Below are 14,842 nucleotides of genomic sequence, written 5' to 3'. Positions count from 1 at the left end.
ATGCAACGCAACAACTGATTTCGCGAGCACATGGGTAACTCGTCGGGTACGCCCAGAAGCCGTGCGGCACCTGACGCAGGACCTGTACGCAACTCACGTGGCACTTACGGGTACGGCCTGAAGTCGCGGGGAGGCGGGCAGTAGCCAGGCGTCGGCTCGGCGCTCGAACAGGGCGGCGGACGGACCCGATGCCTCCGGTCCGGCGATGCGGGCCAGCTGGAAACCCGCGCGCAGGTAATAGGCGTGCAGGGCGGTATTCGTGGTCCAGGCATCCAGCCGGACCCAGCCGCGGTGTCGTGCCCGAGCCAGTTCCGCGGCGTGCGCGAGCAGATCCGCGCCGACACCCTGGCCGGCGAAGCGCAGGTCCACGATCATGTAGTGCACGATGACCCCGTCGGCGATCTCGCCCGGCGACCACAGGCCCTCGTCGGCGCGGTCGTTCACGGTGATGGTGCCTGCCGATTCGCCGTCCACCTCGGCGATCCAGGTCTCCCCGGCACGCACGGCGCGCCCGGCCGCGCGGGCAAACCGTTCGATCGGCAGACCCCGCCCCTGCCGCGTCCATTGATCCGATCCTCGTGCCGCAAGCCAGGCCGTGCGTTGGAGCCGTAGTCGGCAGATGGTGCCGAGGTCGCCCATCCGGGCCTGGCGAATGCGGTCTGTCATGGTATGCCCGCCGCCAGTAGGTCACGGTGTGAGCAAGAGAGATCCGGGGCTCTCGAACATGTGCGGTCTGTCATGGTGAACCGGGTACCAGAGAGTTACCGAAGAAATGTGAATTGCCTGGGGGCTGCGGTGCACCCAGGGTCTTGCGGATGATTTCGGTGCCGTCGTCGTCACCGAGTTCGTAGGCGAGACGGTTGCGGGCGGCGATCGAGCGATGCCGGGTCACGCGGGTGATGCGCTCGGCGTTGGCGCCGATACGCAGATGGTCCAGCAGCATGGTGCCGATGCCGACACCGAGGACCGCCGCCTCCTCGGCGGTCGCGGGCCGGGCGACGATGGTGTCGCGATGGGCGGTTTCGGCGTGGCCGCGCTCGGCCATCCGGCGAGTGGTGCCCTCGGGAATGTCGTGCGGGCAGTCGATGCCGGTGGCCTCTGCCAAGTCCCGTGGATAGAAACTGACTTCCCACGACCACGGCTCGTTGTCCAGATATTGGACCACCGTCCGCGACACCACCCAGGAATCCTTGGGCACGCCCAGCCACGCGGCGACCTCCGCGGCGGCCGGTTCCATCCGCGCGCTGAACTGTTTGGACGGCTCACGACCGGCGGCCCGGGCGATCTCGGAGAAGATGTCGTGGCTCGACTTGGGACGGTCGGGCCGAATATGCGTGGTCATAACCGATTCCAGCACCTCCTGGCTGCGCACGATGGTGCCGCGGGAAGTCGCTGTGTAGAGCAGGTTTTCGGCCACCAGCACCTGGATCGCGTTGCGCGCGGTGGTGATCGAGACCTGCATGTGCTCCGCAAGTTCGGAGTGACTCGGTAGACGATCGCCCGGCTTCCACCTGCCGCCCCGGATCTCCTCGCGGAGGACGTCTGCGATCCGCAGATACCTCGGACCCTCCGCCGCCATCTCGCTCCTAGGTAGTGCCTCGAGGAAAAGGAGTCTACTCCGCTGGTCCGCCGGGCGTGTGACCCTTGACACACGCCTTCAGCGGTTTATTGTAATGAAGTCCTGAACGGGTGTTGTAACGGCGATGACGGCGAGGCAACGTGGCAGGTTCGGAGACATCCCAGACGGTGGTCGTGGCGCTGCCCGACACACCGCACAGCGCTACGGCGGTCCAATCCCTGAGCTCCGGCTTGCTGCCGACCTCCGACCTACTACTGCGCGCTTGTCGCGGTCACCGCGTCATCGGCGGTCCCATGCTGTGGTTCGCCCGTGATCTCGCGGTACTGCACGAGCGACGGCTGATCGGACGCGGCGGATCCGAGCCGGACAGCGATCCCACCACCATCGTCGAAATCGAGCGCCGCCGAACCGAACTGGTGATGGCGATCGACGACTGGATCGCCCGCACGGTGCCGCAGCACCGCCTCGGCGCCACCTTGCACACCGAGACGATCGGCTCGGTCATCGACCGTCTCGCCGAGGCCTCGGTGCGCGCGCATCACGCCCTGATGACCCTCGACCCGAATGACGAAGTCCTGCACTGCGCTTGGCATCACCTGGCCGAATTGGCCGACGGCTACGACGATCTCGTCAACGACGTCCTCGCCGGCCGTCGCCGCCTCCCGGCCTGGTAGAGCTCCGCCCCCGCCGGACTCAGTAGCTCATATACCGCCGATGATCCGTCGCGAAGTCGTCGGCGACGGTGGCGGCGAGCTCCACCAAGGCGCGCTTGGTGTTCTTGTGCAGGCGTCCCAGGTCGATCTCGGCGCCCTCGGACAGGTGCGGGTCGTAGGGGATGATGTGCACCGCGCGGCAGCGTGACAGGAAGTATTCGCGCAGCTGCTGGATGCCCACATTGGGCGATCCGGGCCGGGGCAGGTTGATCACCACGACCGCATTGCGCACCAGGTGGTCGTGGCCGTGCAGCGACAGCCAGTCCAGGGTGGCGGCCGCACTGCGTGCACCGTCGATGGCCGAGGACGAGATCAGCACCAGCGAATGCGCCAGATCCAGCACACCCGCCATCGCCGAATGCATCAGGCCGGTACCGCAATCGGTGAGGATGATGTTGTAGAACCGCTGCAGGATGCGGGCCACCTGCCGGTACTCGTCCTCGCTGAAGGCCTCCGACGCGGCCGGATCCCGTTCGCTGGCAAGCACTTCCAGTCGGCTGGTGGCCTGCGAGGTGTGCCGCCGCACATCCGAGTACGAGCGAATCGACTGATCCAGCAACAGGTCTCGCACCGTCGAGCGCGTCTGCAACGGCACCCGCTGGGACAGCGTGCCGAAGTCCGGGTTGGCGTCGACGGCTATCACCCGGTCGCCGCGGATCGAGGCGAAGATCGACCCGATTCCCATGGTGGTCGTGGTCTTACCGACACCACCCTTCAGCGACAGCACCGCAATGCGGTAGTCACCGCGCACCGGCTGACGGATCCGCGCGACCAACTCCTGCAGCCGCCGTTCCTCGGCCGACATCCCCGGATTGATGGCACCACCGGACATGTGGTGCACCGCGCGCCGCCATCCCGATCCGGGTGCCTTCTTGGCCCGCCGCACCGGCACATCGTCGAGCGAGGGTTGCGGCCCGGCAGGAGGCTGATACTGCGCCGGATGCTGTTGCGGCGCATACGGCGCCGCTCCCCACTGCTGCCCCGCCTGCTGCCACTGACTGCCCTGCACCGGGGGTGCCCCATTCATAGGCGCGCCCCCATGCGGCGGATACTGCCCACCGCCCTGCGAGTACCCCGGCCCGTAAGCCTCGTCCCCCGGCGCCTGCGCCCCGCCCTGATTGGCAGGACCATATCCGGCATCGGGCGCGGCATACGGCACAGGCCCTCCGGCACCGACACCATGCGGGCCGGGCCCGCCCGGCCCGTGATGCGATCCCGTCGGCGGCCCTTCGGCCGCTGCCTGTCCTCCGGTGCGCGGCCCCGGGCCACCGGCCCGGTACCCGGCATCGGGAGATGCGTACGGCGCAGGGCCGCTGTCGATCCCGTTGACGGTGGGCGCTTGCGGGCCGGGTTGGTCGCTGCCCGCGGCGGTTTCCCATTGGCCGGGCGCGCGATGCCGCTCCGGTACTTCGGTTGGTGCCTGGCCCTCGGCGTGCGGGGAGCGGCCGGTCGGCTCGTATCCCGTGCTGGGGGCGGCCTTTTCGTTGCCCACATGGGTTTCCGCAGCGGTCGCCCGTGGGCCGGGCGTCGCTTCGGTCGGGGCCTGCGGTCCGATGGGGGATGTGGGGCCGGCGGGCCCGTAACCCGGGTTCGGAGTGGGGTGCCCGCTCCCCGAAGTGGGTGCACGATGGCGTTCGGGAGCTCCTTCGACCGGAGGCCGTGCGCCGGTCTGCGGGGCACGACCAGCGGGTCCGTATCCCATGTCCGGGGCAGGCCGCCCGCCGGTTTCTCCTGCGATGGGCGCCTCGGGCGGGGGGCGAAGCCCGGAGTCCGGGGCCGGGCTGAAGGGCTCGGCGGTGGTGGGCAGTGCGGGCGTTTCGCCGCGGAGATCCGGTGCGGCAGGGCTCGTTCCGGAGGCGGTGGCTCCGGACTCCGAATCCCGGACGGCGGAGCGGGACTCCGCAGACGGGGAGTCGTCCCGCGCCTGCAGGCCCGGCCGCGCGGACGGGTCGGCGGTTACCGGCACGTGCGGTCCCGGATCGCCGTGCGGGCGAACCATGGTGGTCGGTTCGCCGTTCGGGCCCGGGATCGTCGGGATCGGGGTTTCCAGAGCACGGTGTCGGCCGCCGGTGGGCGGCTGGACCGTCTCGCTCTCCGGTGCCCGCGGTCCCGAGGACGGGCCGCTGGTAGCCACGGTGTCGACCTGCGGCTCGCTCGTCGGGCGATCGATGGTTGCCGGGCCGGGGGACATGGTCGCGGTGCCGCGCTCGGGCGTCGTCTGTCCGGCGCCCTGGGCCTCGGTGGGACGCGCTGGGTGGTCGGGTGTTATCGGGCTCGGCGGTTCGGTACCGCTGTCCGGTAGGCGGGTCGGGGACGCACCCGAAGCCGCGGGGGCCTCCGGTGTGGCGGTAGCGCTGGTCGGAGCCGGGGCGCCGGAGGCGGTCTCCGTCGGACCCATCGAGCCCAGCCACGGTGGCTGCTTGCCCTGCGGTGTGACCGGGTGGGTGGGCACCGGAGGCGGGGGAGGTTCCCACTGCGGGGAATTCGGCAGCCTCGCCGGGGCCGGAGCGGGTGCCTCACCGGTCGGTGCCGGGCGGTCGCCGGGGCCCGGTGGCTCGGGGAGCGACGGACGGGCGGACGGCTGGTCGGACGGACGCGGGGCGGGCGGTAGGTCCGGTCGGCGGGTGATCCGAACCGTCATTTCCGAAGAATCGTCCGCTTCGGGAGGCGCGGGTACGGCGGCCGTCGGCGACGCCGAGTGCGGTTGCGGGGCAGGCGGAATCGACGGCCGTTCGGGAATATCCGGATGGCCCTGCGGTCCTGGCTGCCGAAGCCCCTGCGGCCCCGATTGCCACGGGTTGTCCCCGGGCATACCGGAATCCGGGCCGGACGTGTGCGGATGCGGCCCGACCCCGCGCTGCGGCGGCGCCGCGGGCCCGCCCTGAGCGGTCGGACCGGGTGCGGGAGACCCCTGCGCGGCACCGGTGTTGCGGTGCGGCAGTTGAAATTCACCACCGGTGCGCTGGGGGAGTGGCGGCAGCTCGGTCTGCGGCTGCGAGCGCTGGAACTGCGGATCACCCTGGGTGGCACCGGCATTCGGCACCGGTTCGGCAGGGCCCGCCTCGTGGCCCTCGGGCTCGGATTTGTCCCGGCGCCAGCCTTTGCGGCGCTTCTTCCCGCTCTCGGGCTCCTCGGACTTGCGGCGGCCCTTGCGCCGAGCGGGCTCCTCGGGAATCAAATCCTCGTGCGGCAGGTTCTGGACCGGTGCCTCGTAGCCGGTGTGGGTGATCTCGCTTTCGGACAGCCACGGCGGCAGCATGGGTAGATCGTTGTTACGACTCACGGCGTCACCTCGCCGGCGCTCGGTGCCGCCGTGCGCCGTGCACGCTGTGTTGATGGTTCGTTCGCAAGGTCACTCACGACTTGCCTCGCAGACGCTCCGCTCAGCCGTACCCGAGGGCGCCGCGTCAATGGTTCGCTCGCTGCGCTCCCTCACGGATCCCCCTGGATCTGCTGGTACCGGATTACCTGGACAGCCGGTAGTTTACGCGAGCCGAATCAGGCGTGACGGACCTGCCGCCCGGTCGGGACCGGGATGACGCCCGTGGAAGTTGCTGTAGTGTGCCTCACACCCGCCGTGCCGGATTGCCGAGCTGTTGCGAGATCGGGAGCATGACGAGATGACCACAACCGTCGACGATGGTCCGAATGCCCTGCGGCTGGACGAGCTTCCGGTCCGCCCGGTGCACCGCAAGCTGGTTGCCCTCGTCGGGATGGGACTGTTCTTCGATCTCTACGAGCTGTTTCTGGCCGGGACGATCACCGGGGTGCTGAAGCAGGAACTCGACCTGTCCACCTACGAACTCAGCGGCATCCTCGCCTCGGCCTTCGCCGGTCAGTTCCTCGGTGCGCTGGTGCTGGGCCGACTGTCGGACGTGATCGGCCGCCGCCGCATGTTCTTGATCAATATCGGTATCTACGCGGTCTTCACCTTCCTCGGCGCCTTCAGTCCCAACGTGTGGTTCCTCATGGCGACCCGGGTGCTGGCAGGCCTGGGCATCGGTGCGGAGATGACGGTCTCGGACACCTACCTGTCGGAGACCATGCCACCGCAGGTGCGCGGGCGGATGATCGCCATCGCCTACACGATCGGCTTCTGCGCGGTCCCGACCGTCGGCTTCCTGGCCCGCTGGCTGGTGCCGCTGCAGCCGTTCGGCGTGGAAGGCTGGCGCTGGTTGTTCGTCATCGGCGGCATGGGCGCGGCATTGGTTTTCGTCGCGCGCAGGCATATGCCGGAATCGCCGCAGTGGCTGGCGCGGCAGAATCGGGCGGCGGGGCGGGTACCGTTCGCGCAGATCCTGCGCCCGCCGGTGCGCGCTCGCACGCTGCTGTTCGGTGCGGTGATGATCCTGCAGGTCTTCGGCTACTACGGCTTCGGCACGCTCGCCGTGCTGGTGCTGCACGCCAAGGGCTTCACGGTGGTGAACTCACTGAGCTATCTCGCGATCACCTATCTGGGCTATCCGATCGGTTCGCTGCTGACGATCCCGCTCATCGAACGCGTGGAGCGCAAATATCTGGTTATCGGGACCGCCGCCCTGATGGCGGCCTTCGGGCTGGTCTTCGGCTTCGCCACCGCGGTGCCGCTGATCCTGTTGGCCGGTGGCCTGTTCACCATGGCCAGCAACGTGTTCTCCGACTCGATCCACGCCTATCTGCCGGAATCGTTCCCGACCAGCGTGCGCGGCACGGCGTCCGGTGCCACCTACTCGCTGTCGAAGCTGAGCACCGCGGTGCAACCGTTCCTGCTGCTCCCGCTGCTGGACAACCACGGGTCGGGGGCGGTGTTCACGGTGATCACGATCGCTCTGGTCGTGATGATCGGCCTGATCGCGGTGTGGGGGCCGCTCACCGGTCGGCGCCCGCTCGACGCAGAGTGAAGGCGATCAGTTTCCCGGCTGCTTTTGTAGGTCCTCTGCGCGGAAGCGGCAGCCGGTGGTGCCCGTGATGAGGGCGGCTTTATACGTGCCGATTCCGATCTCGTTGCCGTTGTCGGGGGAATGCAGTATGACGTCGTGCCGTCCGGCGACGTCAACGCGAACGGTGAGCGTCGTTATGCCATTTTGTGCGGCGATGTCGCGTGCGACCTTCAGGACGTCGGCCCACCGGCTGTCGGGGATTGGTACCGGCGAGATGAGATCGTCCGTTGTCATCGACACCCCGTCGGTCTCCATGTAGGCGCGTGGGCAGCCCAACGTGCCTTGTCCGCGATTGGGTTTGATACGCCAGTCGAGTTCCGGTGCCACGTTTTTCGTGGCATCTGCGATTTGCTGGATGACTGTGGAGAGTTGTCGCTCGGTGTCTTCGACGGACGGCAGCTTCCGCATCTCGGCTTCGGCGTGCGCGATCTCTTCTTTGGTTACCGGGTGGTCGGGGTCGTCCAAGTTGCTTCCACATCCGCTCATGATCGTCACGGCGATGATCGATCCCAGTATTCGTGCGGCCGTCCGCTTCCCCATGTCAGCGCACCACCAGTTGCGGTAGCCCGGCGACGACTACAGCCATGTTGTATCCGGATGTGCGAAGTTCGCCCTTGTATTCGCCTTTCGAGTCGCTCGGCCTCGGATACTCGGCGTGGCCGTTCGCGTCTTCTCTGCGTACACCGTCGCTGGTCGTAGTCTCGCGAACGGAGAGCTGCTCGAGATTCGTGGTCACGGGATCGGGGCCGAACTTGCCGAAACCATCTCCCCAGCTGATCTGGTCGTCCGGTGCCCGCATCACATAGCCGTGGCCCTGCCGCAGATTGAGATCCGGTTCGTCGTCGGCGTTGATCCCGGGTGAGCCGAAGAAGACCGCGTCGTCGACCGGATGGCCAGGGCCGAGATCCTGCAACGCAAGCGCGGTCGTGTAGGACCCGTAGGAGTGGCCCAATGCCGTGATGTGTGGATCCGATTGATTCGAGGCGGCATCCAGGCCTTGGAAGAAGTTCGCCAGCTTGGGTGCACCTTCCTTGGCCCGATCGTCTTTGACTGCTTCCGGCCCGATTTCCGGCGGTGGTTCGTATCCGAGCCAAGCGATCGACGCCACCCGCTGTTCGGGGTGCCCCGCCAAACTCAATTGTTTCGACGCTTCTCGCTGTACTGCCTCTGCCTCCTTGGTCATGTCGCTGAGCGACTGCGCCGTTGTCGAGACGCCGGGCACGGCAACCGAGACATGATCGGCGTTGTCGGGGTCGCCGACGGCGATCGCTGCCATTCCCTTGTCTCCCGATTGCATGTCCAGCAACAGCAATCGCGCCCCTTTGTCCGGGTTGGCAGGGTCGAGCGGATGGTCCGCCAGTGTCTTTTCGAGCGATTCCAGGTCCTTCAACTTCGCCTCGACCCGAGACAGCTCCGCCCTCTCCTCGCCGTACGGGTCCCGTGTATTCGGGTATTTCGAACCCTCAGGTTTTCCCTCCAACTCCTCTTGCAGCCTGTCCCGTTCCTGCGTCAACCGCGCACGCTCATCGTCGATACGGCCGACATTCGCTTCGTGCCGGGCCATGGACGGTATGCCGTCCCGGTTGCCGATCCATTCGGGATGCTTCTCGATGACCTCGCGCCGCTGCTGCTTGTCCATCGCATCCCAATACTCCTTGTTCTGCTGCGGAGTCCCGTTCTCCGGGGGAGCGGGTGCGGTCAGTCCGCCCTGGGCGGCTCCTGCCGTGGACGCCGCGGCGACGTCGGCGGCCCCGTTGTCGCTGATCTGTCCGTCGGCGGCCTTGTTCAGCACTGCCGCCGCGTCCGCATCGATGTCGTCGGCCTGGCGCATGACCGCGCGTGCGGCCTGGATCAGTTCCAGCCGTAATGCCTCCACCGACGCGGCATCGGGCGCATTGGGCCGGTCGGCGATGGTCACATGCCCGTTGTCCCAGACCTCGAGTCCGTTCGCCGCGGCCTGCTGGTCGATCGTGGCCAGCGTCTGCTTCAGGTGCGCGACGGCCGCGCGGGTTTGCTTGGTCAGTTCGCGGACCGCGCCCAGCGCCGCGGCCTCGTCGGTCAGCTGATCGGCGGTGACGGTGAACCTGCGATGTGCCGCGTCGGCGGCGTCGCCGATCCAGCCAGGGAGTTTCCCGATATCCGCCAGCTGAGTCGTGACATCCTCCAGCGTGGTTATGCGGCGAGTCAGCGACGCTTCGAGCATCTCGAGTGCCAACTCGTTCCACCAGCGAATGTCCGGTAGCAGCATCGAACGGTTCCCCCACTGAATCCGTAGAGCTTGCGCTGGCCGGTAGCATATCGGGCAATCGCGACACGTCAGTGCGAACGGGGGGAATTGGTGGCCGATCAGGTTGCGGTCGATCCGCAGATGCTGCGCGCCGCGGCGGGCAGGCTCGACGTTCTGTTCAACGACTCCGGGGCGACCCTGCGCGAGACCGATCAGGCCATCGCCGACAGCCGCGACGGATGGCAGGAATCGGCGGCGAGCGCGTTCGGCCGGTTCAACACCTATCTGGAGGGCCGCCGGACCATGCTGCTGGGGAACCTTGCCGACCTCGCGGAAACGCTCAAAGCCGCGGCCGACAAGGTGCAGGCGCAAGACGCGGCGGCGGGAGCGGCGATCAGCCAGGTGGCGACACCCCGGCTCAACATCTGAGTGCCTGGCGGCCCCATTTGGCCGGATAGCGCATGCACAGGTAAGCTTGATCGGCGGTGCACCTACCCGCCGGTCGCTCATGTCCGCATGCTGCTTCCGGAGAGTATGGCACCTGGTCGACACAAGTGCACGACAAACTGCAGTGACAAGCTAGCCGAAGAGCTGGGCCCAACCCGGGACCAGCGCAAACGGGATCGCGGAGGATATGGCGAAGAAAGACGGGGCCATCGAGGTCGAGGGTCGGGTTATCGAGCCGCTGCCCAATGCGATGTTCCGGATCGAGCTGGAAAACGGTCACAAAGTGCTCGCGCACATCAGCGGGAAGATGCGGCAGCACTACATCCGTATCCTCCCCGAGGACCGTGTGGTCGTGGAGCTGTCGCCCTACGACCTGAGCCGCGGTCGGATCGTCTACCGCTACAAGTGATCCCGGCGAAAAGCACGCCGGGAACAGGGGCCGGAAACTCCGGCTCGCGACAAAAGACTTCCCCGGCCATTAGGCCGGGGAAAACCTGTGTTCACACCCCTGTGAGCCACAACCAGATTGGACGGACGTGAAGGTTCAGCCGAGCGTCAAGAAGATCTGCGAGAAGTGCAAGGTGATCCGCCGTAACGGCCGGGTCATGGTGATCTGCGACAACCTGCGCCACAAGCAGCGCCAGGGCTAGTTCACCGGCCAAGCACCGATCGCCGATCGGATTGGCAGAACAAAAAGAAGACCTCCCAGCGCCAGTGGGCATTGACGAGCCCGAAAGGGCGGATGCCCACCTACCCCCGGTTCGGAGGCCGGGGCCCCACCCGAGGGGACGGACAGGGAGCAGACCTCCGCAACAGTTAAGGAATCGCCACCATGGCACGTCTGATGGGCGTCGATCTCCCGCGCGAGAAGCGCATGGAGATCGCACTGACCTACATTTTCGGCGTCGGCCGTACCCGCGCCAAGGAGATCCTCGAGAACACCGGCGTCAGCCCGGACACTCGCGCCAAGGATCTCACCGACGACGATCTGACCAAGCTGCGCGACTACATCGAGGCGTCGGAGTTCAAGGTCGAGGGTGACCTGCGCCGCGAGGTGCAGGCCGATATCCGTCGCAAGATCGAGATCGGCTGCTACCAGGGCATCCGCCACCGTCGCCACCTCCCGGTGCGCGGCCAGCGGACCAAGACCAATGCGCGCACGCGCAAGGGTCCGAAGAAGACCGTCGCCGGCAAGAAGAAGTAGGGATAACCGATGCCTCCGAAGAGTCGGGCCTCCGGCCCCAAGAAGACCCAGAAGTCGCGGCGCCGGGACAAGAAGAACGTTCCGCACGGCAACGCGCACATCAAGTCCACGTTCAACAACACGATCGTGTCGATCACCGACCCGCAGGGCAACGTCATCTCGTGGGCGTCCTCGGGCCACGTCGGCTTCAAGGGTTCGCGCAAGTCGACCCCGTTCGCCGCCCAGCTGGCCGCGGAGAACGCCGCCCGCAAGGCGCAGGAGCACGGCGTCAAGAAGGTCGACGTGTTCGTCAAGGGCCCGGGTTCGGGCCGCGAGACCGCGATCCGCTCGCTGCAGGCCGCCGGCCTCGAGGTGGGCACGATCTCCGATGTCACCCCGCAGCCGCACAACGGTTGCCGTCCGCCCAAGCGGCGTCGCGTCTAAGCGGGAAGGAAGGTAGAGCGAAATGGCCCGTTACACCGGCCCCATCACCCGCAAGTCGCGTCGTCTGCGCGTCGACCTGGTCGGCGGTGACCAGGCGTTCGAGCGTCGTCCCTACCCGCCGGGCCAGCACGGCCGCGCGCGGATCAAGGAGAGCGAGTACCTGGTCCAGCTGCAGGAGAAGCAGAAGGCGCGCTTCACCTACGGCATCATGGAGCGGCAGTTCAGCCGCTACTACGAGGAGGCCAACCGGCAGAAGGGCAAGACCGGCGACAACCTGCTGCGTCTGCTCGAGACTCGGCTGGACAACGTCGTGTACCGCGCCGGCCTGGCCCGGACCCGTCGTCAGGCCCGTCAGCTGGTCTCGCACGGCCACTTCCTGGTCAACGGCGTCAAGGTGAACGTCCCGAGCTACCAGGTCTCCCAGTACGACATCATCGATGTCAAGGAGAAGAGCCTGCCGACGCTGCCGTTCCAGGTGGCGCGCGAGACCGTCGGCGACCGCCCGATCCCGGGCTGGCTGCAGGTCGTGCCGAACCGGTTGCGGATCCTGGTCCACCAGCTGCCGGAGCGTGCGCAGATCGACGTGCCGATCAACGAACAGCTCATCGTCGAGTACTACTCGAAGTAAGCGGTTCGAGCTTGCTGTCCTCGCCCCGGCATTCCCTCAGAGAAAATGCCGGGGACCGGGGAACCAATTCGTGGGCGTCAAATAGCGGGCGCCCCTGAAGGAGGAGATCCTCATGCTGATTTCACAGCGACCGACGCTGACCGAAGAGGTCGTGACCGAGAACCGGTCGCGGTTCACCATCGAGCCGCTGGAGCCGGGCTTCGGTTACACCCTCGGCAACTCGCTGCGCCGCACGCTGCTGTCGTCCATTCCGGGCGCGGCCGTCACCAGCATCCGCATCGACGGCGTGCTGCACGAGTTCACCACCGTCCCGGGCGTGAAGGAGGATGTCACCGACATCATCCTGAACCTCAAGGGCCTGGTCGTGTCGTCCGAAGAGGACGAGCCGGTCACCATGTACGTCCGCAAGAGTGGCCCGGGTGCCGTCATCGCCGGTGACATCGTGCCTCCGGCCGGTGTGACCGTCCACAACCCGGACATGCACATCGCCACCCTGAACGACAAGGGCAAGCTGGAGATCGAGCTCGTCGTCGAGCGCGGTCGCGGCTACGTCCCGGCCGTGCAGAACAAGGCCTCGGGCGCGGAAATCGGCCGGATCCCGGTGGATTCGATCTACTCTCCGGTGCTGAAGGTGACCTACAAGGTCGAGGCGACCCGTGTCGAGCAGCGCACCGACTTCGACCGGCTCATCCTGGATGTCGAGACCAAGAACTCGATCTCCCCGCGGGATGCGCTGGCGTCGGCCGGTAAGACCCTGGTCGAGCTGTTCGGCCTGGCGCGCGAGCTGAACGTGGAGGCCGAGGGCATCGAGATCGGACCCAGCCCGGCCGAGGCGGACCACATCGCCTCGTTCGCGCTGCCGATCGAGGACCTGGACCTCACCGTGCGGTCGTACAACTGCCTCAAGCGCGAGGGCGTGCACACCGTCGGCGAGCTGGTCGCCCGCACCGAATCGGATCTGCTGGACATCCGCAACTTCGGGCAGAAGTCCATCGACGAGGTCAAGGTCAAGCTGCACTCGCTGGGCCTCTCGCTCAAGGACAGCCCGGCCTCCTTCGATCCCTCCAGCGTCGTCGGCTACGACGCCGCCAGCGGGACCTGGAGCGACAGCGGCTCGTTCAGCGACACCGACAGCGGCGAACAGGATTACGCCGAGACCGAACAGCTCTAGGCCAACCAGCGGACGCAGCGCTGTGTCCGACTCAGGGGGCCTTCCTTAAGGAGATTCCAACAATGCCCAAGCCCAAGAAGGGTGCCCGCTTCGGCGGGTCGGCGTCGCACCAGAAGGCGATCTTCGCCAATCTGGCGACGGCGCTCTTCGAGCACGGTCGGATCACGACCACCGAGGCCAAGGCCAAGGCGCTGCGCCCGTACGCCGAGAAGCTCGTCACCAAGGCGAAGGCCGGCACCCTTGCCGACCGTCGCGAGGTGCTCAAGGTGATCCGCAACAAGGATGTGGTGCACAACCTCTTCGCGAACATCGGACCGTCGTTCGAGGGCCGCGAGGGTGGCTACACCCGGATCATCAAGACCCTGCCCCGCAAGGGCGACAACGCGCCGATGGCCATCATCGAGCTGGTCCGGGAGAAGACCGTGACCAACGAGGCCGAGCGCGCGCGCCGGGTGGCCGCGTCGCAGCAGAAGGCGGAGGCCCCGGTCGAGGAGACCAAGGCCGACGAGGCGAAGGCCGACGAGGCCAAGGCCGAGGCGACCGAGGCGGAGACCCCGGCTGCCGAGGAGAAGGCCGCCGAGGACAAGAGCGAGTAATTCGCTCCCTCACATGCCGCGTGAGCCCGCCGTCCCCTCCGGGTCGGCGGGCTCGCCCATGTTAACCAGGAGGTCGCTGTGATCGCGGAGGATCCGGCCCAGCAAACCGTTGCGGTTCGGGTACGACTGGATATCGGTTACGACGGCACCGATTTCATCGGCTGGGCCCGCCAGCCGGGCCTGCGGACCGTGCAGGGCGTGCTGGAGGAGTCGCTGAGCAAGGTCCTGCGCGAGCCGATCCAGCTCACGGTCGCCGGGCGCACCGACGCCGGAGTGCACGCCGAGGGGCAGGTCGCGCACTTCGACACCACCTCCGCACCCGACGGCCCCGCATTGATCCACCGCATGGCGCGCTTCCTGCCGAAGGATGTGCGGATCACCGGCGTCCGCGTCGTCCCGCCCGAATTCGACGCTCGATTCTCGGCGATTCGCCGTCACTACGCCTACCGGCTGACCACCGCGCCGTACGGCGCCGAACCGCTGCAGGCCCGCAGCGTGGTCCCGTGCCGTCCCGGTGTCGATCTCGCCGCCATGCGCGAGGCCTCCGCAAAGCTGCTGGGCCTGCATGATTTCGCCGCCTTCTGCCGTCGCCGTGAGGGTGCCACCACGGTCCGCGAACTGCAGCGGTTCGACTGGGAGCAGGCAGGTGACCTGCTGACCGCCCATGTCAGCGCCGACGCGTTCTGCTGGTCCATGGTCCGCAGCCTGGTCGGCGCTGTCCTGGCCGTCGGGGAAGGCCGCCGCACCCCCGAGTGGGTCGCCGCGCTGCTCGACGAACGCGAACGCTCCAGTTCGGTCACCGTCGCCCCCGCCCACGGCCTGAGCCTCGTAGCCGTCGACTATCCGCCCGATGCCGAACTGGCCGCACGCAACGCTCAGACGCGCGAAATGCGCACCGTACCGGCCGGTGAGGGCTGCTGTGGCGGCTGAGCGGC

General features: G+C 67.5%; 16 protein-coding genes. 11 read left to right on the top strand and 5 right to left on the bottom strand.

Annotated features, from left to right (window positions below):
* Positions 1 to 93: 93 nt before the first annotated feature.
* A complete protein-coding gene (locus tag IU452_RS03160) occupies positions 94 to 666 on the bottom strand; it encodes a GNAT family N-acetyltransferase (RefSeq protein ID WP_195107306.1) in 573 nt (190 codons plus the stop codon).
* A 70-nt stretch (positions 667 to 736) separates the two neighbouring features.
* On the bottom strand, positions 737 to 1,579 hold the full coding sequence (locus IU452_RS03155) for a GntR family transcriptional regulator (protein ID WP_195107305.1): 843 nt from the start codon (positions 1,577 to 1,579) through the stop codon (positions 737 to 739).
* A 140-nt stretch (positions 1,580 to 1,719) separates the two neighbouring features.
* Here IU452_RS03155 and IU452_RS03150 point away from each other — a divergent pair, with 140 nt between their 5' ends.
* Complete coding sequence (locus IU452_RS03150) at positions 1,720 to 2,253, top strand: DUF4254 domain-containing protein (protein WP_195107304.1); 534 nt, start codon at positions 1,720 to 1,722, stop codon at positions 2,251 to 2,253.
* Positions 2,254 to 2,272: 19 nt separating this feature from the next.
* Here the strand turns inward: IU452_RS03150 and IU452_RS37885 are convergent, their stop codons facing one another.
* Entirely contained in the window at positions 2,273 to 5,575 is a 3,303-nt protein-coding gene (locus tag IU452_RS37885; RefSeq protein ID WP_324192410.1) for a MinD/ParA family ATP-binding protein, read from the bottom strand.
* A 337-nt stretch (positions 5,576 to 5,912) separates the two neighbouring features.
* On the opposite strand from IU452_RS37885, the gene IU452_RS03140 reads away from it, so the two are divergent.
* Entirely contained in the window at positions 5,913 to 7,172 is a 1,260-nt protein-coding gene (locus tag IU452_RS03140; RefSeq protein WP_195107303.1) for an MFS transporter, read from the top strand.
* Between the two features lie 6 nt (positions 7,173 to 7,178).
* Here the strand turns inward: IU452_RS03140 and IU452_RS03135 are convergent, their stop codons facing one another.
* Both IU452_RS03135 and IU452_RS03130 read right to left on the bottom strand, forming a co-directional pair.
* The gene (locus IU452_RS03135) at positions 7,179 to 7,751 is read right to left on the bottom strand and encodes an LppA family lipoprotein (protein WP_195107302.1); all 573 of its coding nucleotides are present in this window, start codon (positions 7,749 to 7,751) and stop codon (positions 7,179 to 7,181) included.
* 1 nt (position 7,752) lies between these two features.
* The gene (locus IU452_RS03130; protein ID WP_195107301.1) at positions 7,753 to 9,459 is read right to left on the bottom strand and encodes an alpha/beta hydrolase; all 1,707 of its coding nucleotides are present in this window, start codon (positions 9,457 to 9,459) and stop codon (positions 7,753 to 7,755) included.
* A 90-nt stretch (positions 9,460 to 9,549) separates the two neighbouring features.
* On the opposite strand from IU452_RS03130, the gene IU452_RS03125 reads away from it, so the two are divergent.
* The 9 genes from IU452_RS03125 to truA all read left to right on the top strand — a co-directional run bounded on the left by IU452_RS03125 (position 9,550) and on the right by truA (position 14,837).
* The gene (locus IU452_RS03125; protein ID WP_195107300.1) at positions 9,550 to 9,867 is read left to right on the top strand and encodes a WXG100 family type VII secretion target; all 318 of its coding nucleotides are present in this window, start codon (positions 9,550 to 9,552) and stop codon (positions 9,865 to 9,867) included.
* A 205-nt stretch (positions 9,868 to 10,072) separates the two neighbouring features.
* Positions 10,073 to 10,294 carry a translation initiation factor IF-1 gene (infA, locus tag IU452_RS03120; RefSeq protein ID WP_003886926.1) on the top strand — a complete coding sequence of 74 codons (222 nt, stop codon included), beginning with the start codon at positions 10,073 to 10,075 and terminating at the stop codon, positions 10,292 to 10,294.
* Positions 10,295 to 10,421: 127 nt separating this feature from the next.
* Positions 10,422 to 10,535, top strand: coding sequence for a 50S ribosomal protein L36 (gene rpmJ / locus IU452_RS03115; RefSeq protein ID WP_025347279.1), 114 nt, complete (start codon positions 10,422 to 10,424; stop codon positions 10,533 to 10,535).
* A gap of 182 nt (positions 10,536 to 10,717) precedes the next feature.
* A complete protein-coding gene (rpsM, locus tag IU452_RS03110) occupies positions 10,718 to 11,089 on the top strand; it encodes a 30S ribosomal protein S13 (RefSeq protein WP_195107299.1) in 372 nt (123 codons plus the stop codon).
* A 9-nt stretch (positions 11,090 to 11,098) separates the two neighbouring features.
* Positions 11,099 to 11,512 (top strand): 30S ribosomal protein S11, encoded by a 414-nt coding sequence (gene rpsK / locus IU452_RS03105; RefSeq protein WP_019929497.1) that lies wholly within the window; start codon positions 11,099 to 11,101, stop codon positions 11,510 to 11,512.
* 22 nt (positions 11,513 to 11,534) lie between these two features.
* Positions 11,535 to 12,140, top strand: coding sequence for a 30S ribosomal protein S4 (rpsD, locus tag IU452_RS03100; protein WP_195107298.1), 606 nt, complete (start codon positions 11,535 to 11,537; stop codon positions 12,138 to 12,140).
* A 112-nt stretch (positions 12,141 to 12,252) separates the two neighbouring features.
* Entirely contained in the window at positions 12,253 to 13,311 is a 1,059-nt protein-coding gene (locus IU452_RS03095; RefSeq protein WP_062509558.1) for a DNA-directed RNA polymerase subunit alpha, read from the top strand.
* 62 nt (positions 13,312 to 13,373) lie between these two features.
* Complete coding sequence (gene rplQ / locus IU452_RS03090) at positions 13,374 to 13,907, top strand: 50S ribosomal protein L17 (protein WP_195107297.1); 534 nt, start codon at positions 13,374 to 13,376, stop codon at positions 13,905 to 13,907.
* Positions 13,908 to 13,985: 78 nt separating this feature from the next.
* The gene (gene truA / locus IU452_RS03085; protein WP_195107296.1) at positions 13,986 to 14,837 is read left to right on the top strand and encodes a tRNA pseudouridine(38-40) synthase TruA; all 852 of its coding nucleotides are present in this window, start codon (positions 13,986 to 13,988) and stop codon (positions 14,835 to 14,837) included.
* The last annotated feature ends 5 nt before the right edge of the window (positions 14,838 to 14,842 follow it).

The sequence above is a fragment of the Nocardia transvalensis genome (assembly GCF_015477765.1).
GTDB classification, from domain to species: domain Bacteria; phylum Actinomycetota; class Actinomycetes; order Mycobacteriales; family Mycobacteriaceae; genus Nocardia; species Nocardia transvalensis_A.
The sequence above is the reverse complement of the archived record's forward strand: the minus strand, read 5'-3'. Positions and strand labels throughout refer to the sequence as shown.

Bases quoted from the DNA above. Each gene is read 5' to 3' on its own strand.
- IU452_RS03160 (WP_195107306.1), bottom strand. From the start codon at position 666: ATGACAGACCGCATTCGCCAGGCCCGGATGGGCGACCTCGGCACCATC.
- IU452_RS03155 (WP_195107305.1), bottom strand. From the start codon at position 1,579: ATGGCGGCGGAGGGTCCGAGGTATCTGCGGATCGCAGACGTCCTCCGC.
- IU452_RS03140 (WP_195107303.1), top strand. From the start codon at position 5,913: ATGACCACAACCGTCGACGATGGTCCGAATGCCCTGCGGCTGGACGAG.
- IU452_RS03135 (WP_195107302.1), bottom strand. From the start codon at position 7,751: ATGGGGAAGCGGACGGCCGCACGAATACTGGGATCGATCATCGCCGTG.
- IU452_RS03130 (WP_195107301.1), bottom strand. From the start codon at position 9,459: ATGCTGCTACCGGACATTCGCTGGTGGAACGAGTTGGCACTCGAGATG.
- infA (WP_003886926.1), top strand. From the start codon at position 10,073: ATGGCGAAGAAAGACGGGGCCATCGAGGTCGAGGGTCGGGTTATCGAG.
- rpsM (WP_195107299.1), top strand. From the start codon at position 10,718: ATGGCACGTCTGATGGGCGTCGATCTCCCGCGCGAGAAGCGCATGGAG.
- rpsK (WP_019929497.1), top strand. From the start codon at position 11,099: ATGCCTCCGAAGAGTCGGGCCTCCGGCCCCAAGAAGACCCAGAAGTCG.
- rpsD (WP_195107298.1), top strand. From the start codon at position 11,535: ATGGCCCGTTACACCGGCCCCATCACCCGCAAGTCGCGTCGTCTGCGC.
- IU452_RS03095 (WP_062509558.1), top strand. From the start codon at position 12,253: ATGCTGATTTCACAGCGACCGACGCTGACCGAAGAGGTCGTGACCGAG.
- rplQ (WP_195107297.1), top strand. From the start codon at position 13,374: ATGCCCAAGCCCAAGAAGGGTGCCCGCTTCGGCGGGTCGGCGTCGCAC.